The sequence below is a fragment of the Frankia sp. BMG5.60 genome (assembly GCF_059428125.1).
This window is the reverse complement of the sequence record NZ_CM182091.1, coordinates 2,634,829-2,658,456: the sequence shown is the minus strand read 5'-3', so window position 1 is coordinate 2,658,456 and position 23,628 is coordinate 2,634,829. Positions and strand designations below refer to the sequence as shown.

Genomic DNA, 23,628 nt, shown 5'->3' with positions numbered 1-23,628 from the left:
CGGCCAGGGATACCGACGCCTCGGAGGCCGGCCACCTGCGCCGAAACCGGTGTGACGCGGAGTCGGAGGCGGCCGGACCGTTCGGGACGACGACGCGGCCCACCAAGGCGGCGCCCAGAATATCAAACCGCTGCCGGCCGGTGCACCGGCGCAACCACCGCGCCGCCTCCTGGCACGATGAAGGGAGGTCGACCCAGATCTCGGCACGGGACGGCTCCCGTGACCACCGCGAGCGAAACGAGAACTCTCCGCGTGTCCGCAGCCCCGCACCTGGCGCCCGGCGCCGACCCCGCGATGATCCGCAACTTCTGCATCATCGCCCACATCGACCACGGCAAGTCGACCCTTGCCGACCGGATGCTCGGTGTGACCGGAGTCGTGGAGGCGCGCAACATGCGCGCCCAGTACCTCGACCGGATGGACATCGAGCGCGAGCGTGGGATCACCATCAAAGCCCAGAACGTGCGGCTGCCCTGGCGGGCGCAGGACGGGCAGGACTACATCCTGCATCTCATCGACACGCCCGGCCACGTCGACTTCAGCTACGAGGTGAGCCGGTCGCTGGCCGCGTGCGAGGGTGCGGTCCTGCTGGTCGACGCGGCGCAGGGGATCGAGGCCCAGACGCTGGCGAACCTCTACCTCGCGATCGAGAACGACCTGACCATCGTCCCCGTCCTGAACAAGATCGACCTGCCGGCCGCCCAGCCGGAGAAGTACGCCGAGGAGATCGCGGCGATCATCGGCTGCGACCCGGGTGACGTGCTGCGCGTCTCGGGCAAGACCGGCCAGGGCGTGCCGGAGCTGCTCAACGAGATCGTCCGGCTGGTGCCCGCGCCGGTCGGCAACCCCGCCGGACCCGCCCGAGCGATGATCTTCGACAGCGTCTACGACATCTACCGCGGCGTCATCACCTACGTCCGGGTCATCGACGGCACCCTGACCACCAGGGACCGCTGCCTGATGATGTCGACGGGCGCCAGCCACGAGACGCTCGAGGTCGGGGTGATCTCGCCGGACCCGCACCCGACGGGCTCGCTGTCGGTCGGCGAGGTCGGCTATGTCATCCCCGGGGTCAAGGACGTCCGCCAGGCTCGCGTGGGCGACACCGTCACCACCACCCGCAATCCGGCCACGGAGATGCTCGGCGGCTACCGCGACCCGCTGCCGATGGTGTATTCGGGGCTGTATCCGATCGACGGCAGCGAGTACCCGGCGTTGCGCGAGGCGCTCGACAAGCTCCAGCTCAACGACGCTGCCCTGACCTACGAGCCGGAGACGTCGGCGGCGCTCGGCTTCGGCTTCCGCTGCGGCTTCCTCGGCCTGCTGCACCTGGAGATCGTCCGGGAGCGCCTCGAACGCGAGTTCAACCTGACCCTCATCTCCACCGCGCCGAACGTCGTCTACCGGGTGGTGATGGAGGACCTCTCCGAGGTCACCGTGACCAACCCCAGCGACTGGCCCGGCGGCAAGATCGCCGAGGTGTACGAGCCGATCGTCGACGCGATGCTGCTGCTGCCCACCGACTTCGTCGGCGCGGTCATGGAGCTCTGCCAGGGCCGGCGTGGCGTGCTCAAGGGGATGGACTACCTGTCCACCGACCGGGTCGAGCTCAAGTACACCCTGCCACTCGGTGAGATCATCTTCGACTTCTTCGACGCGCTGAAGTCCCGGACCCGGGGGTACGCGAGCCTCGACTACGAGCCGGCCGGCGAGCAACTCGCCGACCTGGTCAAGGTCGACATCCTCCTGCAGGGCGAGACGGTCGACGCCTTCTCGGCGATCGTGCACAAGGAGAAGGCCTACTCCTACGGCGTGGCGATGACGACCAAGCTGCGCGAGCTGATCCCGCGCCAGCAGTTCGAGGTGCCGATCCAGGCGGCGATCGGCAGCCGGATCATCGCTCGGGAGAACATCCGGGCCATCCGCAAGGACGTGCTGGCCAAGTGCTACGGCGGTGACATCACCCGCAAGCGCAAGCTGCTGGAGAAGCAGAAGGAGGGCAAGAAGCGGATGAAGACCATCGGGCGTGTCGAGGTCCCGCAGGAGGCGTTCATCGCCGCGCTGTCCACCGACACCGGGAAGTCCACGACGAGCAAGTGACCCACCCCCGGTCGGGGGAGATCGGGCGGGTCGACCCCGGGGGAGACCGCCGATCACGGCCACCCCCCGGGAGGTCCCGCGTCGTCAGCTTGTAGGCAGCGGACTCGCCGGCAGGCGGATCGGTTCGGTCGCCGGTTCGGCGAGCGAGAGGTCGCCGGCGGGCGCGGCGGCGCCGGAACGATACACGGTGGTTCGGGGCGGGAGCAGTTCGGAGATCTCCTCGAGAACGGCCCTGACGTCATCGTCCATGGCCGGATCTTTTCGCATCGGGCTCGACCGGTCGACGATGGTCCGCCCATATCTGATCTTCCGTCCACAACGGGGGCAAAACGTGCCCGGCATCTCGTCGGCGCCGAAGGGGACCCCCGTTTCCGGTGCTTATCCCGGCGTGGTCCCGGCGTGGCCATCTTCGGCCCGCTCGTGCGCTTGACAAACGTGGCGTTGCTGTAACCCCATCCGTTGGGGGCACACTGGGGGCATGCCACAAAAGCCTCCCGACGGGTCACCTCCGCCCGACGACGGCGCTCTCCCGCCGGCCGCCCTGGCCGAGCTGACCGAGCGCGCGTTCGGGGCGTACGTGCACGTGCCCTACTGTGCGGCACGCTGCGGCTACTGTGACTTCAACACCTACACGGCGGCGGATCTGGGCGGTGCCCTGATCTCCTCGGTGGGCCTGACGACCTTTGTCGACATCGCGACGAAGGAGATCCGGCTGGCCCGGGCGGTGCTGGGCGACACCGACCTGCCGATCTCCACCGTGTTCGTCGGCGGTGGCACGCCGACCCTGCTCTCCGCGGGCGACCTCGCCCGACTGCTGCGGGCCCTGGACGCCGAGTTCGGACTCGCCGCCGACGCGGAGGTCACCACCGAGGCGAACCCGGAATCGGTCGACCCGGCCCAGCTCGAGCAGTTGCGGGCGGCCGGCTTCACCCGGGTCTCGTTCGGCATGCAGAGCGACCGGCCGCACGTGCTGGCGGCGCTGGACCGCCGGCACACCCCCGGGCGGGTCTCCGAGGTGATGCGCTGGGCGCGCAAGGCCGGGTTCGAGCAGGTGAGCCTCGATCTGATCTACGGGGCGCCGGGCGAGTCCGAGGCCGACTGGGCGGCGAGCCTGCGGGCCGCGGTGCAGTTGGGGCCGGACCACGTCAGCGCCTACGCGCTGACCGTCGAGGAGGGCACCAAGCTGTCGCGCCGGGTGCGCCGCGGCGAGCTGCTCGAGCCCGACGACGACCTGCTTGCCGACCGGTACCTGCTCGCGGACGAGATCCTCACCGCCGCCGGGCTGACCAACTACGAGGTCAGCAACTGGTCGCGCGGTTCGGCCACCCGCTGCCGGCACAATCTGGGCTACTGGCGAGGCGACCACTGGTGGGGCTTCGGCCCGGGCGCCCACAGCCACGTCGGCGGCGTGCGGTGGTGGAACGTGCGCCACCCGGCGGAGTACGCGGCCCGCCTTGCCGCGCAGCGCAGTCCGGCCGCGGCGCGCGAGGAGCTCGACCCTTCCACCCGCCGGGTCGAGCGGGTGATGCTGGGTGTGCGGCTCGCAGAGGGGCTCGGCGTCGCCGAGCTCGACGAGGCCGGGCTGGCGGCGTGCGCGGATCTCGCTCGCGCCGGCCTGGTGGAACCGGGCGCGCTCGAGTCCGGCCGGGTGCGGTTGACTCGCCGTGGCCGCCTGCTCACCGACACGGTGGTCCGGGCTCTGCTACCCGACTGACCCCTGGCCGACCGACTGACCCCCTGGCCGACCGACCGGCCCCTGGCCGACCGACCGGCCCGTACTCGATCGGGCGAGCCGCCGCGGCGCGGAACCCGGGTGCCCCGGTAGTCGTTCTGTTGGAAGGATGTCGCCGACTCCTCACCGGCCATTCGTGGAGCGGCCCATGTTGTGTGCTTCATGCTTGGCCGACGGCTACACTTGGCACTCACTGCGGCCGAGTGCCAGGCCTGGTGTCCGTCGGTGCAGGTGCACGCACCGTGGCCCGGCCACGTCCCGCTTGGTGAAGGGGGTGCGACCGCGTGCTAGAGGATCGGCGGCTCGAAGTCCTTCGGGCGATCGTGGAGGACTTCGTCCTGAGCAATGAGCCGGTGGGCTCCAAGGCGCTGGCGGAGCGTCATAATCTCGGTGTCTCGCCGGCTACTGTCCGCAACGACATGTCCGCGCTGGAGGAAGAGGGCTACATCACGCAGCCCCACACCAGCGCCGGGCGGATTCCGACAGACAAGGGCTACCGGTTGTTCGTCGATCGGTTGTCCGGGGTCAAGCCGCTGTCCCGGGCCGAGCGTCGGGCCATCCAGAGCTTTCTGGAGGGTGCGGTCGACCTCGACGACGTCGTCCGCCGCTCGGTCCGCCTGCTCGCTCAGCTCACCCGCCAGGTGGCGGTGGTGCAGTACCCGTCGCTGTCGAGCAGCAGTGTCCGGCACATCGAGGTTGTGACCCTCGGTCCGCGCCGGATGCTCATGGTGATGATCACCGATACCGGCCGGGTGGAGCAGCGGATCATCGACAGCCTGACGCCGGTGGACGACGAGATCGCGGGCGAGCTGCGGGCGACCCTCAACTGCGCGCTGGCCGGCCAGCGGTTGGCCGATGCCCCCGAGGTCGTCGCCACCCTGCCCGACCAGGCCCGCCCCGAGCTGCGGCCGTGCCTGGCGACGATGACCGGGGCGGTGCTGGAGTCCCTGGTGGAGCGCCCGGAGGAGCGTCTCGCCATGGCCGGCACGGCGAACCTCACCCGGGCCTCGGTCGACTTCGCCGACTCGCTGCGGTCGATACTGGAGGCGCTCGAGGAACAGGTCGTGTTGATGAAGCTCATCGGCTCGGCCCGCGAGACCGGTACTGTAACGGTACGCATCGGTCGAGAGACGGACGTGGACGCCCTGCGGACGACAGCAGTGGTGGCCACCGGCTATGGCCGCGGTCCTTTCGCCCTGGGCGGAATGGGAGTGGTCGGCCCGATGCGCATGGACTATCCGTGGACGATGGCGGCCGTCCGGGCCGTCGCCAAATACGTGGGTGAACTCTTGGGTGCCGACTGATGGCCGTGGACTACTACGCAGTTCTGGGCGTACGCCGAGACGCGTCGAACGACGAGATCAAACGGGCCTACCGCAAGCTCGCCCGGGAACTGCACCCTGACGTCAACCCCGACCCGGAGGCGCAGCAGCGCTTCCGCGGGGTAACCGCGGCCTACGAGGTGCTCTCCGACCCGGAGAAGCGCCAGATCGTCGACCTGGGCGGCGACCCGCTCGCGCCCGGCGGCGGTGGCGGGGGCGCCGGCTCGCCGTTCGGCGCCGGCTTCGGTGGTCTCGGCGACATCATGGACGCCTTCTTCGGCGGCGGGACGACCCGCGGGCCCCGCTCCCGGGTCCGGCGCGGCAACGACGCGCTGCTGCGGATCGAGCTGGACCTGGCCGAGACCGCCTTCGGTGCCACCCGTGAGATCACCGTGGACACGGCGGCCGTGTGCTCGACCTGCACCGGCGCCGGGGCGGCTCCCGGGACCCATCCCTCGACCTGCGGCACCTGCGGCGGTCGGGGGGAGGTCCAGCAGGTCACCCGCTCTTTCCTCGGTCAGATGGTCACCTCTCGCCCCTGCCCGCGCTGCTCGGGCACCGGCACGGTGATCGAGCATCCCTGCCGCGACTGCGGCGGGGACGGCCGGGTCCGCAAGCGCCGTACCCTGACGGTGAAGATCCCCTCCGGGGTCGAGGACGGGATGCGCATCCGGTTGTCCGGGGAGGGCGAGGTCGGTCCCGGCGGCGGGCCGCCCGGCGACCTCTACGTCGAGGTCTCCGAGCGCCAACATCCGGTGTTCACCCGTGAGGGCGACGACCTGCACTGTGAGCTGCCGCTGCCGATGACCTCGGCGGCGCTGGGCACCTCCGCCACCCTGGAGACCCTCGACGGCACCGAGACCATCGCGGTGAAGCCGGGCACCCAGCCGGGCGAGGTCATCAAGCTCGCCGGCCGCGGCGTCCCGCACCTACGGGCCGCCGGGCGGGGGCACCTGCACATCCACATCAACGTGGAGACGCCGACGAAGCTGGACGCGGAGCAGGAGCGGTTGCTGCGGGAGCTGGCGAAGATCCGTGACGAGGAGGCGCCCGCGGTCGTGGGCGGTTCCATCGGCGGCGGCGCGAGCGGGCTGTTCCGCCGTCGCGGGTCGCGGCGCGGGCGCTAGCTCGTCGGCACGGCGGATACCCGGTCCGCCGGCTCGTTCTCCGCCGAGAGGATCCCCACTGACCAGCGCGTTGTTCCGGTTGTCCCCGCTGCCCACCGCGGACGTGTTCACCCTGTCCGGTCCGGAGGGACACCATGCGGCCACGGTGCGCCGGCTGCGCCCCGGCGAGCCGGTGGACGTCACCGACGGTCGCGGGCAGGTGTTGGAGTGCGCCGTCGTCGCCGTCCGGCGCGACGAGATCGACTGCGCGGTGCGCCGGCGGGTCGGCGCGGCGGCGCCGCATCCGCGCCTCGTCGTCGCGCAGGCGCTGGCCAAGGGCGACCGCGGCGAGCGGGCGGTGGAGATGCTGACCGAGGTCGGCGTCGACGAGATCGTGCCGTGGTCGGCGGCGCGCTCGGTGGTCCGCTGGGAGGGCGAGCGTGGCGGGCGGGCCCGGGAACGCTGGGTCCGGGCCGCGGCGGAGGCGTCGAAGCAGTCCCACCGCCTGCACTGGCCGGTGGTCGCCGACCTGGTCGGAACGGCGGAACTGACCCGGCGGGTGGCATCGGCCGCCCTCGCCGTGGTGCTGCACGAGCAGGCCGATGACCCCCTGGTGGGCTTGGCCCGCCGCAGCGCCGCGACCCTCGACGGGGCGACGGTGGCGGCACCGGCGACCTCGACGGCACCGGCGACCTCGACGGCACCGGCGACTCAGTCGAATCAGCCTGCTCGGGCGGCGGTGCAGACCGTGCGGGCGGCCGAGATCCTGCTGGTCGTCGGGCCCGAAGGGGGCATCGCCGAGGCCGAGGTGGACGCGCTGCGTCAGTCCGGCGCCGCGGTCGCACGCCTGGGTCCGACCGTGTTGCGCACCTCCACCGCCGGCGTGGTGGCGTCCTCGGTCGTCCTTGCGGATCTCGGCCGCTGGGACGCTCGGCGTGATGATGGATAGACTGGCGGGGTAGCGCCTGCGGCTGGCGTTCGGTGGGCGTCTCCTGCCCCGGCAGGGCGCTGACCTGAACGCCCGTCCTCCACGCGCCGCACCACCCACCACGGTCATCGATCCTGAGAGGTGCCGCGGCCGTAGCTGGCCGCTCTCTATGCCCGATTCCGTCACGCCATCTGCCGCGTCGGCCGCCCCGGTCACGACGCGCATCGTCGTTCCCGGCCCGCACAGCATGGTGAGCCTGCTGGGCCACCAGGACGAGTTGCTGCGCACCGTCGAGCGGGCCTTCTCCGCGGACATCCACGTGCGCGGCAACGAGATCACCATCACCGGCCCGTCGGCGGAGAACGAGCTCGCCGCGAAGCTGTTCGCGGAGCTCATCGCCCTGCTCGACGCGGGTACCGAGCTCAGCCCGCAGCATGTCGACCATTCGTTGGCGATGCTGCGCAGCGGCTCGGAGGAGCGGCCCGCCGAGGTCCTCACCCTCAACATCCTGTCGAACCGGGGTCGGACGATCCGACCCAAGACGCTCAACCAGAAGCGTTACGTCGACGCGATCGACCAGCACACGATCGTGTTCGGGATCGGGCCCGCCGGTACCGGCAAGACGTACCTGGCGATGGCGAAGGCGGTTCAGGCCCTGCAGGCCAAGAAGGTCAACCGGATCATCCTGACCCGGCCGGCGGTCGAGGCGGGGGAGCGGCTCGGCTTCCTGCCGGGCACCCTGTACGAGAAGATCGATCCGTACCTGCGCCCGCTCTACGACGCGCTGCACGACATGATCGACCCGGACTCGATCCCGCGGTTGATGCAGGCCGGGACGATCGAGGTCGCCCCGCTGGCCTACATGCGCGGCCGAACCCTGAACGACGCCTTCATCATCCTCGACGAGGCGCAGAACACCTCGCCCGAGCAGATGAAGATGTTCCTCACCCGGCTCGGCTTCGGGGCCAAGATCGTGGTGACGGGTGACGTCACCCAGGTCGACCTGCCCAGCGGCACCCGCAGCGGGCTGCGGGTCGTCCGGGAGATCCTCGACGGCGTCGAGGACGTGCACTTCGCGTCCCTGACCAGCTCCGACGTCGTTCGCCATCGGCTGGTGAGCGAGATCGTCGACGCGTACGCCCGCTGGGACGCCGCCGGGGACCATGCCGGTTCCGCGGCCGCGGCGCCCGCCCGGCCGAGCCGCCGCGAGCGACGGTGACCGTGTCGGGGCTCGGAGAGGACTGCTGATGGCCGTGTTCGTCGCCAACGAGTCGGGCGCGAACGACGTGGACGAGATCCGGCTCACGGCGCTCGCCCGCTTCGTGCTCGACGCGATGAAGGTGAACCCGCTCGCGGAGCTGTCGGTGATGCTGGTCGAGGAGAAGGCCATGGCCGACCTGCACGTGCGGTACATGGGCGAGGAGGGCCCGACCGACGTGCTCTCCTTCGCGCAGGACGACGCGTTTGACGCCTCCTGGTCGGAGTCGGCCGACGACGACCCCACGACGCTGCTCGGCGATGTCGTGCTCTGCCCCGACGTCGCGCGCCGCCAGGCGGAGCAGGCGGGGCACTCCTACGAGCGCGAACTGCACCTGCTGTGCACCCACGGCATCCTGCACCTGCTCGGGTACGACCACGCCGAGCCGGACGAGGAACGCGAGATGTGGAAGATCCAGAACAAGCTGCTGGCGTCCTGGGACGTCGCGGTGAAGGCCGTCGGAGGGAAGCGTCCCGCCGGCGGTGCGGGCGGTGCGGACGGAGCTGGAGAGCCCGGCCCCACCGCCGCGCGCTGACCCCGGCCGGGGGGAGCCCATGAGCTCCGGCGATCTTCTGCTTGTCTTCATCGCGGTGGTCGCGTCCCTCGCCGCCGCGGGTCTCGGCTGCGTGGACGCGGCCCTGACCCGGGTGTCGCGGGTGTCGGTGGAGAACTTCGCGCGCCACGGTCGCGCGGGCGCGGCGAACCTCGCGACCGTCGTCGCCGACCCCGGCCGCTACCTCGCGTTGCTGCTGCTCCTACGGGTGGTCGGCGAGATGCTCGCCGCCGCCTGCCTGACGATCCTGTTCGCGCACGCCTACGGGACGGGCTTCGCCGCGATCGGACTGGGCACCCTGGTGGCGACCCTGATCGCCTACATCCTCGTCGGGGTGATGTTCCGGACGCTCGGCCGCCAGCACGCGCCGGCGGTCGCGCTCGCCACCGCGGGGCTCACCGTCCGCCTCGCCCGGATCTTCGGGCCGCTGCCTCGGCTGCTCATCGCCCTGGGCAACGCCGTCACCCCCGGTCCCGGGTTCCGGGACGGGCCCTTCGCCTCCGAGGCGGAGCTGCGTGACCTGGTCGACCTCGCCGAGGAGAACGAGGTCATCGAGCGCGAGGAACGCGACATGATCGCGTCGGTGTTCGAGCTGGGGGACACCCTCGTCCGGGAGGTGATGGTGCCGCGGCCGGACATGGTGTTCATCGAGTCGACCAAGACCGTTCGCCAGGCTCTGGCGCTCGCCCTGCGCAGCGGCTTCTCCCGGATCCCGGTGATCGGGGAGAGCGTCGACGACGTCGTGGGGATCGCCTTCCTCAAGGACATGGTCCGCCGCGAGCGCGAGGGCGACGAGGACGGCACCGTCGCCGAGATCATGCGCGCGCCCGTGCTCGTGCCGGAGAGCAAGCCCGCCGACGACCTGCTGCGGGAGATGCAGGCCTCGCGGACCCACATGGCGATCGTCATCGACGAGTACGGTGGGACCGCCGGGCTCGTGACCATCGAGGACATTCTCGAGGAGATCGTCGGCGAGATCACCGACGAGTACGACAGCGAGGTGGCACCGGTGGAGTGGCTCGATCCCGACACGGCTCGGGTCACCGCCCGGCTCGACGTGGACGACCTCGCCAAACTCTTCGACTTCGACGTCGACGCGCTGCCCGGCGCGGACGACTCGGTGACCGTCGGCGGTCTGCTCGCCACGGCCCTGGGTCGGGTGCCCATCCCGGGCGCCACCGTGACGGTCGGCGGCCTGCGGCTGTCCGCCGAGCGGGCGGCCGGCCGGCGCAACCAGATCGGCACGATCGTCGTCAGCCGCCCGCCGCGCCCGCCGGCCGACGCCGACGACCCGGCTCCGGGTGGAGCAGACGGCGGTGAGCCGGCCGGGCGTTCACCCCAGCACGGAAAGGTGATCTCGTGACCGCTGACCCGACCCCGCAGGCGACGGCGCCCGCCGGGGCGGCCCTCGACCTGGCCGCGGAGGACGCGAAGCTGCTCGTCCTGGCCCGCTCGGCGCGGCTGCGCGCCTACGTGCCCGACGGCCGGCCCGCCGAGGGCGCGGCCCTGCGCGACACCGACGGCCGCACCTACGCCGCCGCCACCGTCGGGCTGAGCCGGCCGGAGCTGGCGATCTCGGCGCTGCGGGCAGCCGTGGCCGCGGCGGTCTCCAGCGGGGCGCGCCGCTTCGAGGCCGCGGCCGTCGTCACGGAGGGTGATGTGATTGCGGGGGATGACCTTGCCGCTCTCGCCGAGTTCGGCGCCGGCGTCCCCGTCTTCCTCGGCGGCACCGACGGCGTGGCTCGCAGCAGGACGACCAGCTAGCGTGTCGACTCCGAGTCCCGCCCCCGGCGGCACGACCCCGGTGGAGTTCCGGTCCGGGTTCGCCTGCCTCGTCGGCCGGCCCAACGCCGGCAAGTCGACGCTGACGAACGCCCTCGTCGGCACCAAGGTCGCCATCACCAGCGGCCGGCCGCAGACGACCCGGCACGCCATCCGGGGCATCGTGCACCGCGCCGACGCCCAGCTCGTCCTCGTCGACACGCCCGGGCTGCACCGGCCGCGCACGCTGCTCGGGCAGCGCCTCAACGACGTCGTGCGCGCCACCCTGTCCGAGGTCGACGTCGTCGGGTTCTGCATGCCCGCCGACGAACCCGTGGGACGGGGCGACCGCTTCATCGCCGAGGAGCTGTCCCGCCTGCCGAAACGGACCCCGGTGGTGGCCATCCTGACCAAGACCGACAAGGTCGCCGACGCCGACCGGATCGGCGCGCGGCTGCTCGACGTGGCCGGCCTCGGCGAGTTCAGCGACATCGTCCCGGTCAGCGCCATCCGCTCCTACCAGGTGGACGTGCTCGCCGACGTGCTGGCCGCCCGGCTGCCGACGGGCCCGGCGCTCTACCCCGGCGGCGAGCTGACCGACGAGCCCGAGCAGGTCATGGTCGCCGAGCTGGTCCGGGAGGCGGCGCTGGAGGGGGTCCGCGACGAGCTGCCGCATTCGCTGGCGGTGGTCGTCGAGGAGATGATCCCCCGGGAGGGCCGATCGCCACAGAACCCGCTGCTGGACGTGCGGGTGAACGTCTTCGTCGAGCGGCCCAGCCAGAAGGCGATCGTCATCGGTTCCGGCGGTTCCCGGCTCAAGGCGGTCGGCACCCGGGCCCGCGGGCAGATCGAGGCGCTGCTCGGGACGCCGGTCTTTCTGGACCTGCACGTCAAGGTCGCGAAGGACTGGCAGCGAGACCCCCGCCAGCTACGCCGCCTGGGTTTCTGACCCCGCGGCCGGGACGGGTCCCCACCGTCGACCGGCGGCGCGGCGCGTGCACGGCAAGTTGCGCGTGTCGCGGTGCGGTACGTGTGGGGCGTCGCGGCGAGATACGTGTGGCGCGTTGGGGTGCGATGGGCACGGTTTCGGCAGACCGTGCCAAACGCACCGCAACGCGGTGGGCGTCGGCACCGGTCACCGGCGCAACGGCCACCGGGGCCACCGGTGCGGGCGTGGCAGCGCCACGGTCGGGGGGTCGGATCCGTCGTTGACGACCGCACCGTCGACGATCTCCAGGATCGGTGGCATGGCCCGCCGCGGCCGCCGCTCCGCCGCCTTGCCGTCGTCCCTGGTTGCGGGGGCGGGGGATCCGTCACCCGGCGGCCCGGCGGCACCGGAACCGGCGTGCTGGGACATCGTCGCGTCGCCGGCCGCACCGTGCCGGTCGGTGGCCGTGGCCTGCTCGGACGTCCTGGCCTGCTCGGTGCTCAATGTCTCGTCGGTCGTGTCGGTGGTGCCGGTCGTGGTGCTTTCGTCGGTCGTGCTTTCGTCGGTCGGGGTGCTCTGATCGGTCGTGGTGCTCGCATCGACCGTGCTGCTCTGGTCAGCCGTGGTGCTCTGGTCGGTGGTGGTGCTCTGGTCGGGGCGGGTGGCACCGGCGGACGCCGGGGGCTCACCGAACGTCCCGCCCCCGGGGGACGTCGAGGCCCGGCCGGATGACTCGGCCGGCTTGGCTGCGCCGGCGTCGCCGGATGCCGCGGTCTGCTCGGTCGCCGAGGATCCGTCGGCGGCCGGTGCCGCAGCAGAGGCGGTTGCCGCCTCGGACCGCGCGGGTGGGCCGGCGGCGGCAGTGGCCGGGTCGTCGGCGTTCGTCGTCGCGGCGGCGCCGCGGGCTTCGGTGAGGGTCAGCGGTGGTGCGTCGTCGGCGAGGGCGGCGACCAGCAGCGCCTGGCGGTTGGCGAAGATGAAGGACTTGGCCTCCGCGGGTTGCAGGGCGTAACGGCTCAGCTTCTTGCCGCGCAGGTCGATCCGCTCGACGTCGTAGCGGCCCTTGGCGGGGTTCGTGAACTCCTCGCCGGTGCGCTTGCTCAGGTCCATGGAGACCAGGCGGCAGACGAAGAAGTGCGACACCGCGATCCCGTCGCCGCGCGGCGCGCTGGTGAGGAACACCTGTTGCACGCGGTCGACCGTCGCGCCGAGCTCCTCGGCGAGTTCGCGGTGCAGGGCCGCCACCACCGAGCCGTCCTCGCGGTCCACCCCGCCGCCGGGGGTGGACCAGTAGGGCTTGCGCTTTGGCAGCGTCCGCCGGAAGAGCACCAGTCGGCCGTTGCCATCGATGAGGATCGCTCGCGCCGCCCGCCGTACCACCCGCACCGAGCCATCATCCGCAACCTGCGGCGTCCCGCGCAGGGGAGTCCGGCTTCCACCGGCCAAGGTGTCCATTTGTGTTCTCTCGTATACAAGAGGTTGCGAAACGGGACTGGTTCGTCGCGGCCATCTGCCGGATGACCTCGCCGTACCGCGCCGACCCGGGGTCGTGCAACCATGGGCGGGTGCCGGTGTATCGCGACGAAGGGGTCGTCCTGCGAACGACCCCTCTCGCCGAGGCTGACCGCATCATCACCGTGCTCACCCGGCGCAACGGCCGGGTCCGGGCCGTCGCCAAGGGTGTGCGCAAGACGTCCTCGCGGTTCGGCTCCCGGCTGGAGCCGGGCACCTACGTCGACCTGATGCTGCACTCCGGCCGGTCACTGGACACCGTCACCCAGGCCGACATCATCTCCCCCTACGGGACGACGATCGCGCTCGACTACGCCCGGCACACCGCCGCGGCCGTGATGCTCGAGACCGCCGAGCGGTTGACCAGTGAGGAGCGTCAGCCCGCGCTGCGGTTGTTCCTGCTGCTCGTCGGCGGTCTGCGCACGCTTGCCGCGGCGCAGCGGCCGGCCCTGCTCGTGCTGGACGCGTTCCTGCTCCGATCACTGGCGGTGTCCGGATACGGCATGGCCCTGGACGACTGTGCCCGGTGCGGGGAGCCGGGCCAGCACCTGTCGCTGTCCGTTGCTGGCGGCGGCGTAGTGTGCCCGCAATGTCGTCCGCACGGCGCGGCGTCGGTCTCGGCGGGTGCAATACGACTCCTCACCGACCTGTTGCGCGGCGACTGGGACGGCGCGCTGGCCAGCGACGCCCGCGCCCGCCGGGAGGCCGGCGGCATCGTCGCCGCCTATCTCCAGTGGCATCTCGAACGGGGGCTGCGCGCGCTGCCGCACCTGGAACGGGCATGAGTGGCCGTGACCGGCCGGGACTGGACCGCGCTGTCCGATGACCGCGCCGGGGCGGCGTCGCGCCGGCGCGGTCCGTGGGCCGCTGGACGCGTTGGTCGGGAGGAACACGCTGATCGGGACGTGCTGGCCGGGGACGCGTTGGTCGGGGGGGAACGCGCTGGTCGGGGAGGAACGCGCTGGTCGGGGACGCGCTGGGAGGGGATGAGAACGGACATGGTGAGGTGGACAGCGGCGGTGGGGGCTCCCGGCGCGGTCCGGCGTCGGCAGGGGGACGGTGCGGCGATGGCAGCTACGGGTACGACGGACGACGGCTCGGCGCTGCCCCGGCCGGTTCTGGGGAGGTAGGCAGTGACTTTGCGCAATGACGTGGGGACGCGGTTCCGTGATCCGCACCCCCATCCCTCGGGGGCCCGGCCCCCGGCGCTGCCGCGCAGCCTGGTTCCGCGGCACGTGGGCATCGTCATGGACGGCAACGGCCGCTGGGCCAAGCGGCGCGGGCTCGCCCGGACGAAGGGGCACGAGGCCGGGGAGGACGCGCTGTTCGACTGCGTCGAGGGGGCGATCGAGCTCGGCGTGCGATGGCTGTCGGTGTACGCCTTCTCGACGGAGAACTGGAAGCGTTCGCCGGACGAGGTGGCGTTCCTGATGCGCTTCACCGACGGGGTCTTCGGCCGACGGATCGCGGATATGGACGCGCTCGGAGTGCGGGTGCGGTGGGCGGGGCGCCGGCCCCGGCTCTGGGGGAACGTGATCCGGCGCCTGGAGTCCTCGGAGGAGCGAACCCGCGACAACGACCGGCTCACGCTGGTTATGTGCGTGAACTACGGCGGCCGGGCCGAGATCGCGGACGCTGCGGCGGCGATCGCCCGGGACGTGCGCGAGGGGCGGCTGCGGGCCGACCGGATCGACGAGGCCACGGTGAGCCGCTACCTCGACGAGCCCGACATGCCCGACCTCGACCTGGTCATCCGGACGTCCGGCGAGCAGCGGCTGAGCAACTTCCTGCTCTGGCAGGCGGCGTACGCCGAGTTCTCGTTCGTCGAAACGCTCTGGCCCGACTTCGACCGCCGCAACCTGTGGCAGGCATGCGAGGAATACGCCCGCCGCGACCGTCGCTACGGCGGGATCGTCGCCCATCGTGCCTGACCATCCCGCTGACGCTGACGCTGACGCTGACGCTGACGCTGACGCTGACGTCGTCGCCGAGGCCGCTGACGACGACGCGCCCGCGCCGTCGGACGCGGCGCCGTCCGGCCCGGCGGCGGGCGGTGGACCCGAGTCCGGGTGGCCGGGCGTCGGCGCCGGGTGGACGGCGGCCTCCGGCGCGCCGGTGGTCGCCGAGATCCGCTTCGCGGTGCCGGCGGCGGCCGCGGCCGACTTTCCCGCGGCGGCGCGGACCGCACTCGACGCGCTGGCCCGGGCGGCCGGTTTTCGGTCCGGCCGGCTCGCCCGGGCGCTCGACGAGCCGGCGTCCTGGCTGCTGACCAGCGAGTGGGACGGCCCCGGCCCGTGGCGCCGGGCGCTGTCCGCGTTCGAGGTGCGGTATGCCCTCACGCCGCTGCTCGTCCACGCCGTCGACGCGCCCGGCGCCTTCGAGGTGCTCGCCGCCGTCGACCCACGAGTGGCGCGGAGTGACGGTCGGCGCGACGTCGAGGGTGGGCGCGACGTCGAGCGAGGTGGCTGCGGCCCGGCTGGCACCGGCAGCGAGGCTCGGACCTACCGTTCGGACCGGGCCGCCGACGCGGAGACCGCGGCGCCTCGCCGGCTCTGATCCACGGATTCGGCGGCCGCGTCCCGCCTGGCGCGGGTTGTCGGTGCCGCCCGGCGGCCTCCGACGTGCATCGCACATCCGTAGATGTGAACTACACAGATATCGGATTTCGGCTGGCCGAGGCGAGGGCGACGAGGTCGCGTAGGTGGTTGTGATCAGGCGGCGTGGTGGCGCCACCTGAAGCCGGACCGTCGAGGCATGGCCGTGGGAACGTGTGGTCATGGGCGTCGGGGTCGTCCTTGACGTCGGGCTCGCCTCCGACGGCGCCGGCGCGGTTCCGCGGAACCGTCAGGACCGTGCCAGGCCCTCGCGGTGCCAGGTCGTGCCGCGGGCACGGTTCCGCGGACGCGACGATCATCCAGGTCGGATGCTGGAGGCGCCGTGCGGTACGGACTGCACGGTCTGCGCTCCCAGACCGTGCAGAACGCACCACAAGTAAACACACGCCCTCCAGGCCGGCCGGGATCCTCGGGACTCCCGTCCAGCCCGCTGATCCGCGGCGTCGGCGGCCGCGCCCCGCCTGGCGCGGGTTGTCGGTGCCGCCCGGTAGCCTCGGACGTGCATCGCACATTTGTAGATATGACATATCGCGATATCGGATCTCGGCGGGCCGGGGCCAGGGCGACCAGGCCGGCCGGGATCTTCGGGACTCCCGTCCAGCCCACTGGCGGGCTCGTCCCCGGAAGGTCGCCGCGCGCGGCCCGGGGCCGACCCGTGGGTGGGGCGTCCTGCCCCGCTCGTGACCGTGACAGCGAAAAGCCGAGGCTCACCCGATGTTGACCATGCAGGACGCGTTGCTGGCGCTGACCCGCTACTGGACCGACCGCGGTTGCATGATCATGCAGCCGTTCAACACCGAGGTCGGCGCCGGTACGCTCAACCCGGCGACGGTGCTGCGAGTGCTCGGTCCGGAGCCGTGGCGGGTGGCCTACGTGGAGCCGTCGGTCCGTCCCGACGACTCCCGCTACGGCCAGAACCCCAACCGGCTGCAGACGCACACCCAGTTCCAGGTGATCCTCAAGCCCGATCCGGGCAACGCCCAGGAGCTCTACCTCGGCAGCCTGGCGGCGATCGGGGTCGACACCGCCGCCCACGACGTGCGCTTCGTCGAGGACAACTGGGCTTCGCCCGCGCTCGGCGCCTGGGGGCTCGGCTGGGAGGTGTGGCTCGACGGGCTGGAGATCACCCAGTTCACCTACTTCCAGCAGGCCGGCGGCCAGACGCTCGACACGATCAGCGTCGAGATCACCTACGGCATGGAACGCATCCTCATGGCGCTGCAGGGGGTCCGCCACTTCAGCGAGCTCGCCTACGCGCCGGGCATCTCCTACGGCGAGGTGTTCGGCCAGGCCGAGTACGAGATGTCGCGGTACTACCTCGACGACGCCGACATCGACACCGTGCGCCGCCTCTACGCCGACTACGCCGCCGAGGCCCGGCGGCTCGTCGACGCCCGTCTGCCCGTTCCGGCGCACTCCTACGTGCTGAAGTGCTCGCACGCGTTCAACATCCTCGACTCGCGCGGAGCCGTGTCGACCACCGAGCGGGCGACCTCCTTCGCCCAGATGCGCGGGCTGTCCCGCGAGGTCGCCGCCCTGTGGCGGGATCGCCGCGAGGAGCTCGGCCACCCGCTCGGCGTGGCGAGCCCGCCCCCGGCGGCCGTGCCGGTCACCGTGCCCACCCCGGTGCGCGAGCCGGCGACCCTGTTGTTCGAGATCGGCACGGAGGAGCTGCCCGCGGCCGAGGTGACCCGCACGGTGGCGGTGGTGCGCGCCGGCCTGCTCGACCGGCTGGCCGCCACCCGACTCACCCACGGCGGCGTGCGGGTGCAGGGCACCCCCCGCCGGATCGTGGCGATCGTCGAGGACGTGGCCCCGCGTGAGCCGGACGTCGAGCGGGTGGTGCGCGGCCCGCGGGTCAGTGCCGCCTACGACACCGCCGGAGCGCCGACGAAGGCCGCGGTCGGTTTCGCCCGCGGGCAGGGCGCGGACCCCGCCGACCTCCAGATCGTCACCCACCGCGACGTCGAGCATGTCGCCCTGGTTCGCACCGAGGCCGGCCGGGACGCCACCGACGTGCTGGCCGACGTCCTGGGCGAGCTCGTCGCCGGGCTGCGCGCGGAGCGCAACATGCGCTGGAACGACCCGGAGCTGTCCTTCAGCCGCCCGGTGCGCTGGCTGGTCGCCCTGCTCGGGGAGACGGTGGTGCCGGTGGCGGTGTCCTCCCTCGCCGCCGGGCGGACCACCCTGGGCCACCGGCGGGCGGGATCGCCGCCGATCGAGGTGGCCAGCGCCGACGGTTACCCGGAGCTGCTCGCCGCCCGCTCCATCCTGCTCGACCCGGCGGTGCGTCGCGACCTCGTCGTGGAGGAGGCCGCCAAGCTCACCGCGGACACCGGCGGCCACATCGATCCCGACGCCGACGCCGACACTCTGGCCGAGGTGACGAACCTCGTCGAGTTCCCGCGGCCGCTGCTGGGCGCCTTCGAGGCGCGCTTCCTGGAGCTGCCCGCGGAGATCCTCACCACCGTCATGCGCAAGCACCAGCGGTACCTGCCCGTGCGCGACGCCGCGGGGCGGCTGCTGCCGGCCTTCGTCGCCGTCGCCGACGGGCAGGTCGACGACGCGCTCGTGCGCGCCGGCAACGAGGACGTCATCCGGGCCCGGTTCACCGACGCCGCCTTCTTCTACGACGCCGACGTAAAGGTGCCGTTGGAGACCTTCCGCGCCGGGCTCGCGAAGCTCACCTTCGAACAGCGGCTCGGTTCGGTCGCCGACCGGGCGGACCGGATCGGGGCGCTGGCCCGCGCGCTCGGCGACGAGATCGGCCTCGGCGCCGACGACCGGGCGACCCTGGACCGAGCGGCCACGCTCGCCAAATTCGACCTGGCCACCCAGATGGTGGTCGAGCTGTCCAGCCTCGCCGGCACGATGGCCCGGGAATACGCCCGTCGGGCCGGTGAGCCCGAGGCCGTCGCCACCGCGCTCTACGAGATGGAGCTGCCGCGCCGGGCGGGCGACGACCTGCCCGCCACCGTCTCCGGGTCGCTGCTGGCCCTCGCCGACCGGCTCGACCTGCTCGTCGGGCTGTTCGCCCTGGATGCCGCGCCGACCGGCAGCTCCGACCCGTTCGGGCTGCGCCGGGCGGCGCTTGGTGCCGCCGCGATCCTCGGCAGCCGGCCCGAGCTCGCAGGCCTCGCCGTCGCCGACGTCCTTGCCCGGGCCGCCCGGCTCACCCCGGTGCCGGTGTCCGGGCCGGCGCTCGCCGCGGCCGAGGCGTTCCTCCGCGGCCGCTACACCCAGCAGCTCCTCGACAGCGGGGTCGACCACCGCCTGGTCGGTGCGGTCGCCCCGCTCACCGGCACCCCGGCGCGCGCGGCGGCCACCCTGGCGACGCTGCGCGAGCTGATCGCGGTGCCCGCCGGGGCGATGCTGGCCGGCGCCGGTGAACCGGCCACCGCCACGACGACGCCCGCGACGACGGGCGATCCGGCCGCGTTCGCCGCCCTGGCGGCTGCGCTGCAGCGCGTGCGTCGCATCGTTCCGGCCGACGCCCCCGCCGTCCTCGACGGCGAGCGGCTCACCGAGCCGGCCGCCGCCCGGCTTCTGGCCGTGGTCACCGCACTGGCGGAGCGCCTCGGCACGCGAGCAGGTTCGCCGGCTCCGGTCGGGGCCGATGGTCCGGTCGTGGCGGACGTTCCGGTCGGCTCGAGGGAGTCGGCGTACCCGGCGTTCGTCCCGCTCGGCGAGCTCGTCGCCGCAGCGGGGGAGCTGCCGGCCGCGATCGACGGGTTCTTCGACGCGCTGATGGTGATGGACCCCGATCCGGCGGTCCGGGCGGCCCGGCTCGGCCTGCTCGCCCGGATCCGGGATCTCACGGCGGGCACCCTGGATTGGGAGGCGCTCGGCTCGCTGCCCGCCGCCGGGCACTGACCCCGCCGCCGAGGACCGACCCCGCCGCCGCTCGGTCCGGTCGGTGGCCGGTCCGGCGGGCGCGGCCCGCCGCCGTCCGGTCACCCGCGAAAGAACCAGGACAAATGGGCGCATAGGCCGCGCTGTGTCGGATAGCCCGCCACGGGGGGCTACTGTTCCATCGCGTGGGTCTGTCCCGTCCTAGCCTCGCTGTCCATCCGTTCCGCGCGACCTGGTACCAGGTGCCCTGGTGGCGGTGGGCGATCCGGGCTGTGGTCGCGGTCGTCGCCGCCGTCGTGATCCTCACCGTGGTCACGTTCGTTCAGGTGTGGTGGGTGGGCCGGGAGGATCACCGGCCCGCCTCCGACACCCTGGTCGTCCTCGGGGCCTCGCAGTACGACGGGCGTCCCTCGGCGGTCTTCGCCGCCCGCCTCGACCACGCACTGGAGCTCTACCGGCAGGGCGTCGCACCCAACGTGATCACGATCGGCGGCAAGCAGCCCGGCGATCGCTACACCGAGGCCGAGGCCGGCGCCGCGTACCTGCGCCGCCGGGGCGTTCCGGCCGATCGGGTGATCGTCGTCCCGGAGGGCTCGGACACCCTCGGTTCGCTGACCGCCGTCGCGGGGGTCATGAACACCCGGCACTGGCGGTCGACGGTCCTGGTCACCGACCCGCCGCACAGCCTGCGGTCCCGGACGATGGCGCGCGATCTCGGGCTGGACGCGACCACGTCGCCGGTGACTCGCGGCCCGGCCGTCCGTGGCTTCGACACCAAGGTCCGCTACATCATTCGCGAGGGCATCGGCTACCGCTGGTACAAGCTTTTCCACCGGGCCTCGCCGCCCTCGGCGACCACACGGGCGGTCTGAGCTCGGCGCCTGCGACGGCCCGCCGTCGCAGGCGCGCAGCGGCGGCCGGGGGCGGCAGGGCTGCTCCCGGAGGCCGCTGCGCGCGGCCGTCGCGCCGGGTTGTCGGTTCGGGCGCGGACAGGCCCGCCGCCGGCACCGACCGGCTCGACACCTTCCGGCGCGCGGGTGGCCGCCCGCGAGGTGGCCTCTCCCGGACGGGCGGCGGTGGGCAGCGGCGGGGCGGCGAAGGGCGCGCGGTGGCCGGCCGGACGAAATCGGACGAATCTCCGATGTGACCTACCCGCAGCGCGTTCGACCCTCTTCGGTGGTCACCCGCGCTGGTACGGTTCGGATCGCCGGATGAGAGGGTAGTGCGACAAGCGGCAGTGACGCAAGGCGGCGGAGGCGGCCACCCGATGCGTGCGACAACACCCCGGAAATCACCTTCCGCGAGTGTAACGACTTCCTAAGGAGACTGGTGTGGCAACTCCCGTATCCGAGAGTGCGGTCGGGACGGCCGATCTGGAGACAGTCCGGGAACTCGCGCAGCAGCTGCGGGTCGACTCGGTGCGCAGCAGCACCTCGGCCGGCTCCGGGCACCCCACCTCTTCCATGTCCGCCGCGGACGTGCTGGCCGCCCTCGTGGCCCGGCACCTGCGCTACGACTGGGACAACCCCGACGACCCGGCGAACGATCACCTCATCTTCTCCAAGGGCCACGCCTCCCCGCTGATCTACTCGATCTTCAAGGCGGTCGGGGTCGTCAGCGACGAGGAGCTCATCAACGGCTACCGCCGCTTCGGCGAGCGGCTGCAGGGCCACCCCACCCCGATCCTGCCCTGGGTCGACGTCGCCACCGGTTCGCTCGGGCAGGGCCTGCCCGACGGCGTGGGGGTGGCGCTCGCCGGGAAGTACCTGGACAAGGTGCCCTACCGCGTCTGGGTGATCTGCGGTGACAGCGAGATGGCGGAGGGGTCGGTCTGGGAGGCGCTGGACAAGGCCTCCTACTACAACCTGTCGAACCTGATCGCGATCGTCGACGTCAACCGGCTCGGCCAGCGTGGCCCCACCGAGCTCGGCTGGGATCTCGACACCTACGCCAAGCGGGTCGAGTCGTTCGGCGCGCGGGCGGTCGTCGTCGACGGCCACGACATCGCCGCGATCGACGAGGCGCTCGCCGGGGCCGAGGACGCGACCCGGCCGACCGTCATCCTCGCCCGCACCCACAAGGGCGCCGGCTTCTCGGAGACGTCGGACAAGGAGGGCTGGCACGGCAAGCCCTTCCCGGCGGACATGGCCGAGCGCGCCATCGCCGAGCTCGGCGGCGAGCGCAACCTGCGCATCCGTGGCCCGGTGCCGGGGCCGGACTTCCCGCGCCCGGAGCCGATCAGCCGGCCGGCGATCACCCTGCCCAGCTACGAGCTCGGGGCCAAGGTCGCGACCCGTCGGGCCTACGGGCAGGCGCTGGCCGCGCTCGGGGCGCGCACCGACGTCGTCGCCCTCGACGCCGAGGTGAGCAACTCGACCTACTCCGAGGACTTCGCCAAGGCGTACCCGGACCGGTTCTTCGAGATCTTCATCGCGGAGCAGCAGCTCGTCGCGGCGGCGGTAGGCCTGTCGGTGCGCGGCTACGTGCCGTTCGCCTCCACCTTCGCCGCCTTCTTCTCCCGCGCCTACGACTTCATCCGGATGGCGGCGATCTCCCAGGCCGACATCCGGTTGTCCGGCAGCCACGCCGGGGTGGAGATCGGCGCGGACGGTCCGTCGCAGATGGCGCTGGAGGACCTGGCGATGATGCGGGCCGTCGGCGGGTCGACGGTGCTCTACCCGAGCGACGCGACGTCCGCCGCCAAGCTCGTCGCGGCGATGGCCGACCTGTCCGGGGTGAGCTACCTGCGTACCACCCGTGGCGCCTACCCGGTGCTCTACGGCCCGGACGAGCCGTTCGCCCCCGGGGGCTCCAAGGTGCTGCGCCGTTCGGACGGCGACACCGTCACGCTCATCGGTGCCGGTGTCACCCTGCACCAGGCCCTGGCCGCCGCCGACACGCTCGCCGCCGAGGGGGTCGCCGCCCGGGTGATCGACCTGTACTCGGTCAAGCCGGTCGACGCCGCGACCCTGCTCGACGCCGCCCGGGCCACCGGCGGGCGCATCGTCGTCGCCGAGGACCACTACCCGGAGGGTGGCCTGGCCAGCGCCGTGCTCGGGGCACTGGACGACAGCGGGCTGCCGCTGTCCGTCCGGCACCTCGCGGTGCGCTCGCTGCCCGGTTCCGGCACGCCGGAGGAGCTGCTCGACGCCGCCGGCATCTCGGCGAAGCACATCGTCGAGGCAGCCCGCGACCTGCTGCGCTGAGGGTCTCCCCGGCGGCGCGCGACGCCGCCGGGGAGGACCGCCGATGGTGCGGAGACGGCAGCGGGGCCGGGGGGATGACGTCCCCCCGGCCCCGCTGCCGTCGTCATGCCCGTGGCCGCGTCACCAGAGCCCGGCGCCGTCACACGCCCGGCAGTCCCGGCGACGCGGCCACCCCCGCGTCGTCCCCCGCGGGTGGGATCCGTACCGCCGGCGTCAGTCGTCGCCGGCCGGCGATGGTGCCCCACCGAAGGTCATGTCGACCAGGGTGAGGTAGAGCCGGTCCGGTCGCGGCAGAAACTGGATCTTGGATAGTGCCTGGTCCTGACCTGCGGACTCGACCACGAACTCGCCGTAACCGAGCAGCCGGCCTAGCGGATCCCGGTTGTAGGTCAGATCGGTGATCTTGGACAGCGGCATCGTCTGGACTTTGCGGAAGAAGATCCCCGACACCTTCAGCAGCCGCTTGTCCGTGATCATCAGATGATCGAACTGCCAGTCGGCGACCTTCCAGAGCATCCGCAAGATCATAAAGAGCGCGAAGTACCACAACAGTGTGGTGATGAAGCCCGCGTCGACGTCCTGCGCGGCGAACAGGATGTTCGCCACCAGGGCGAGCAGCACCGCACCCAGGGTCTGGAGGAAGACGGGGAGCAGGACGGCCCAGTGCAGCCGCACCATCATCACCAGGCGTTCCTGCGACGCCAGGTACTTGGTGTCGCGCTGGGCTGGATCCGGGAGCTGAAGTCTCACCACGT

19 protein-coding genes are annotated in these 23,628 nt (G+C 72.5%); 16 read left to right on the top strand and 3 right to left on the bottom strand.

Going from position 1 to position 23,628, the window contains the following annotated elements:
* The first annotated feature begins 252 nt into the window (after window positions 1–252).
* The gene (gene lepA, locus AC5R91_RS10650; protein ID WP_495396983.1) at window positions 253–2,100 is read left to right on the top strand and encodes a translation elongation factor 4; all 1,848 of its coding nucleotides are present in this window, start codon (window positions 253–255) and stop codon (window positions 2,098–2,100) included.
* 84 nt (window positions 2,101–2,184) lie between these two features.
* On the opposite strand, the gene AC5R91_RS10645 is transcribed toward lepA, so the two are convergent.
* Complete coding sequence (locus tag AC5R91_RS10645) at window positions 2,185–2,349, bottom strand: hypothetical protein (protein WP_495396982.1); 165 nt, start codon at window positions 2,347–2,349, stop codon at window positions 2,185–2,187.
* A 229-nt stretch (window positions 2,350–2,578) separates the two neighbouring features.
* On the opposite strand from AC5R91_RS10645, the gene hemW reads away from it, so the two are divergent.
* From hemW to era, 9 genes are all read left to right on the top strand, one after another.
* A complete protein-coding gene (hemW, locus tag AC5R91_RS10640) occupies window positions 2,579–3,814 on the top strand; it encodes a radical SAM family heme chaperone HemW (RefSeq protein ID WP_495396981.1) in 1,236 nt (411 codons plus the stop codon).
* A gap of 302 nt (window positions 3,815–4,116) precedes the next feature.
* Window positions 4,117–5,136 (top strand): heat-inducible transcriptional repressor HrcA, encoded by a 1,020-nt coding sequence (gene hrcA / locus AC5R91_RS10635; protein WP_044882999.1) that lies wholly within the window; start codon window positions 4,117–4,119, stop codon window positions 5,134–5,136.
* On the top strand, window positions 5,136–6,281 hold the full coding sequence (gene dnaJ, locus AC5R91_RS10630; RefSeq protein WP_495396980.1) for a molecular chaperone DnaJ: 1,146 nt from the start codon (window positions 5,136–5,138) through the stop codon (window positions 6,279–6,281). Before hrcA ends, dnaJ begins: the two co-directional genes overlap by 1 nt.
* Window positions 6,282–6,351: 70 nt before the next feature.
* Window positions 6,352–7,209, top strand: coding sequence for a 16S rRNA (uracil(1498)-N(3))-methyltransferase (locus AC5R91_RS10625; RefSeq protein WP_495396979.1), 858 nt, complete (start codon window positions 6,352–6,354; stop codon window positions 7,207–7,209).
* A gap of 148 nt (window positions 7,210–7,357) precedes the next feature.
* Window positions 7,358–8,407 (top strand): PhoH family protein, encoded by a 1,050-nt coding sequence (locus AC5R91_RS10620; protein ID WP_495396978.1) that lies wholly within the window; start codon window positions 7,358–7,360, stop codon window positions 8,405–8,407.
* A 28-nt stretch (window positions 8,408–8,435) separates the two neighbouring features.
* On the top strand, window positions 8,436–8,981 hold the full coding sequence (gene ybeY / locus AC5R91_RS10615; protein ID WP_495396977.1) for an rRNA maturation RNase YbeY: 546 nt from the start codon (window positions 8,436–8,438) through the stop codon (window positions 8,979–8,981).
* Window positions 8,982–9,000: 19 nt separating this feature from the next.
* Window positions 9,001–10,362 (top strand): hemolysin family protein, encoded by a 1,362-nt coding sequence (locus AC5R91_RS10610; protein ID WP_495396976.1) that lies wholly within the window; start codon window positions 9,001–9,003, stop codon window positions 10,360–10,362.
* Window positions 10,359–10,763, top strand: a complete 405-nt coding sequence (locus AC5R91_RS10605) for a cytidine deaminase-like protein (protein WP_495396975.1) — start codon at window positions 10,359–10,361, stop codon at window positions 10,761–10,763. Before AC5R91_RS10610 ends, AC5R91_RS10605 begins: the two co-directional genes overlap by 4 nt.
* A gap of 1 nt (window position 10,764) precedes the next feature.
* A complete protein-coding gene (gene era / locus AC5R91_RS10600) occupies window positions 10,765–11,709 on the top strand; it encodes a GTPase Era (RefSeq protein ID WP_495396974.1) in 945 nt (314 codons plus the stop codon).
* A gap of 186 nt (window positions 11,710–11,895) precedes the next feature.
* Here the strand turns inward: era and AC5R91_RS10595 are convergent, their stop codons facing one another.
* Window positions 11,896–13,074: an NUDIX domain-containing protein gene (locus AC5R91_RS10595; protein ID WP_495396973.1), complete on the bottom strand. Its 1,179-nt coding sequence runs from the start codon at window positions 13,072–13,074 to the stop codon at window positions 11,896–11,898.
* A 185-nt stretch (window positions 13,075–13,259) separates the two neighbouring features.
* Between AC5R91_RS10595 and recO the strand changes: the two genes are divergently transcribed.
* From recO to AC5R91_RS10565, 6 genes are all read left to right on the top strand, one after another.
* Window positions 13,260–13,985 carry a DNA repair protein RecO gene (gene recO / locus AC5R91_RS10590; RefSeq protein ID WP_495397936.1) on the top strand — a complete coding sequence of 242 codons (726 nt, stop codon included), beginning with the start codon at window positions 13,260–13,262 and terminating at the stop codon, window positions 13,983–13,985.
* Window positions 13,986–14,333: 348 nt separating this feature from the next.
* Window positions 14,334–15,131 carry an isoprenyl transferase gene (locus AC5R91_RS10585; protein WP_011603189.1) on the top strand — a complete coding sequence of 266 codons (798 nt, stop codon included), beginning with the start codon at window positions 14,334–14,336 and terminating at the stop codon, window positions 15,129–15,131.
* Complete coding sequence (locus tag AC5R91_RS10580) at window positions 15,124–15,756, top strand: antibiotic biosynthesis monooxygenase (RefSeq protein WP_495396972.1); 633 nt, start codon at window positions 15,124–15,126, stop codon at window positions 15,754–15,756. Before AC5R91_RS10585 ends, AC5R91_RS10580 begins: the two co-directional genes overlap by 8 nt.
* Before the next feature lie 773 nt (window positions 15,757–16,529).
* Complete coding sequence (locus AC5R91_RS10575) at window positions 16,530–19,688, top strand: glycine--tRNA ligase (protein ID WP_495396971.1); 3,159 nt, start codon at window positions 16,530–16,532, stop codon at window positions 19,686–19,688.
* A 164-nt stretch (window positions 19,689–19,852) separates the two neighbouring features.
* The gene (locus AC5R91_RS10570; protein WP_495396970.1) at window positions 19,853–20,539 is read left to right on the top strand and encodes a YdcF family protein; all 687 of its coding nucleotides are present in this window, start codon (window positions 19,853–19,855) and stop codon (window positions 20,537–20,539) included.
* A 459-nt stretch (window positions 20,540–20,998) separates the two neighbouring features.
* Window positions 20,999–22,873 (top strand): transketolase, encoded by a 1,875-nt coding sequence (locus tag AC5R91_RS10565; protein ID WP_495396969.1) that lies wholly within the window; start codon window positions 20,999–21,001, stop codon window positions 22,871–22,873.
* A gap of 213 nt (window positions 22,874–23,086) precedes the next feature.
* On the opposite strand, the gene AC5R91_RS10560 is transcribed toward AC5R91_RS10565, so the two are convergent.
* Complete coding sequence (locus AC5R91_RS10560) at window positions 23,087–23,626, bottom strand: PH domain-containing protein (protein ID WP_009739724.1); 540 nt, start codon at window positions 23,624–23,626, stop codon at window positions 23,087–23,089.
* Window positions 23,627–23,628: the final 2 nt, after the last annotated feature.

Coding starts and splice junctions, on each gene's coding strand:
- AC5R91_RS10645 (WP_495396982.1), bottom strand. CDS start 2,349: ATGGACGATGACGTCAGGGCCGTTCTCGAGGAGATCTCCGAACTGCTC.
- hemW (WP_495396981.1), top strand. CDS start 2,579: ATGCCACAAAAGCCTCCCGACGGGTCACCTCCGCCCGACGACGGCGCT.
- dnaJ (WP_495396980.1), top strand. CDS start 5,136: ATGGCCGTGGACTACTACGCAGTTCTGGGCGTACGCCGAGACGCGTCG.
- AC5R91_RS10620 (WP_495396978.1), top strand. CDS start 7,358: ATGCCCGATTCCGTCACGCCATCTGCCGCGTCGGCCGCCCCGGTCACG.
- ybeY (WP_495396977.1), top strand. CDS start 8,436: ATGGCCGTGTTCGTCGCCAACGAGTCGGGCGCGAACGACGTGGACGAG.
- AC5R91_RS10610 (WP_495396976.1), top strand. CDS start 9,001: ATGAGCTCCGGCGATCTTCTGCTTGTCTTCATCGCGGTGGTCGCGTCC.
- AC5R91_RS10575 (WP_495396971.1), top strand. CDS start 16,530: ATGTTGACCATGCAGGACGCGTTGCTGGCGCTGACCCGCTACTGGACC.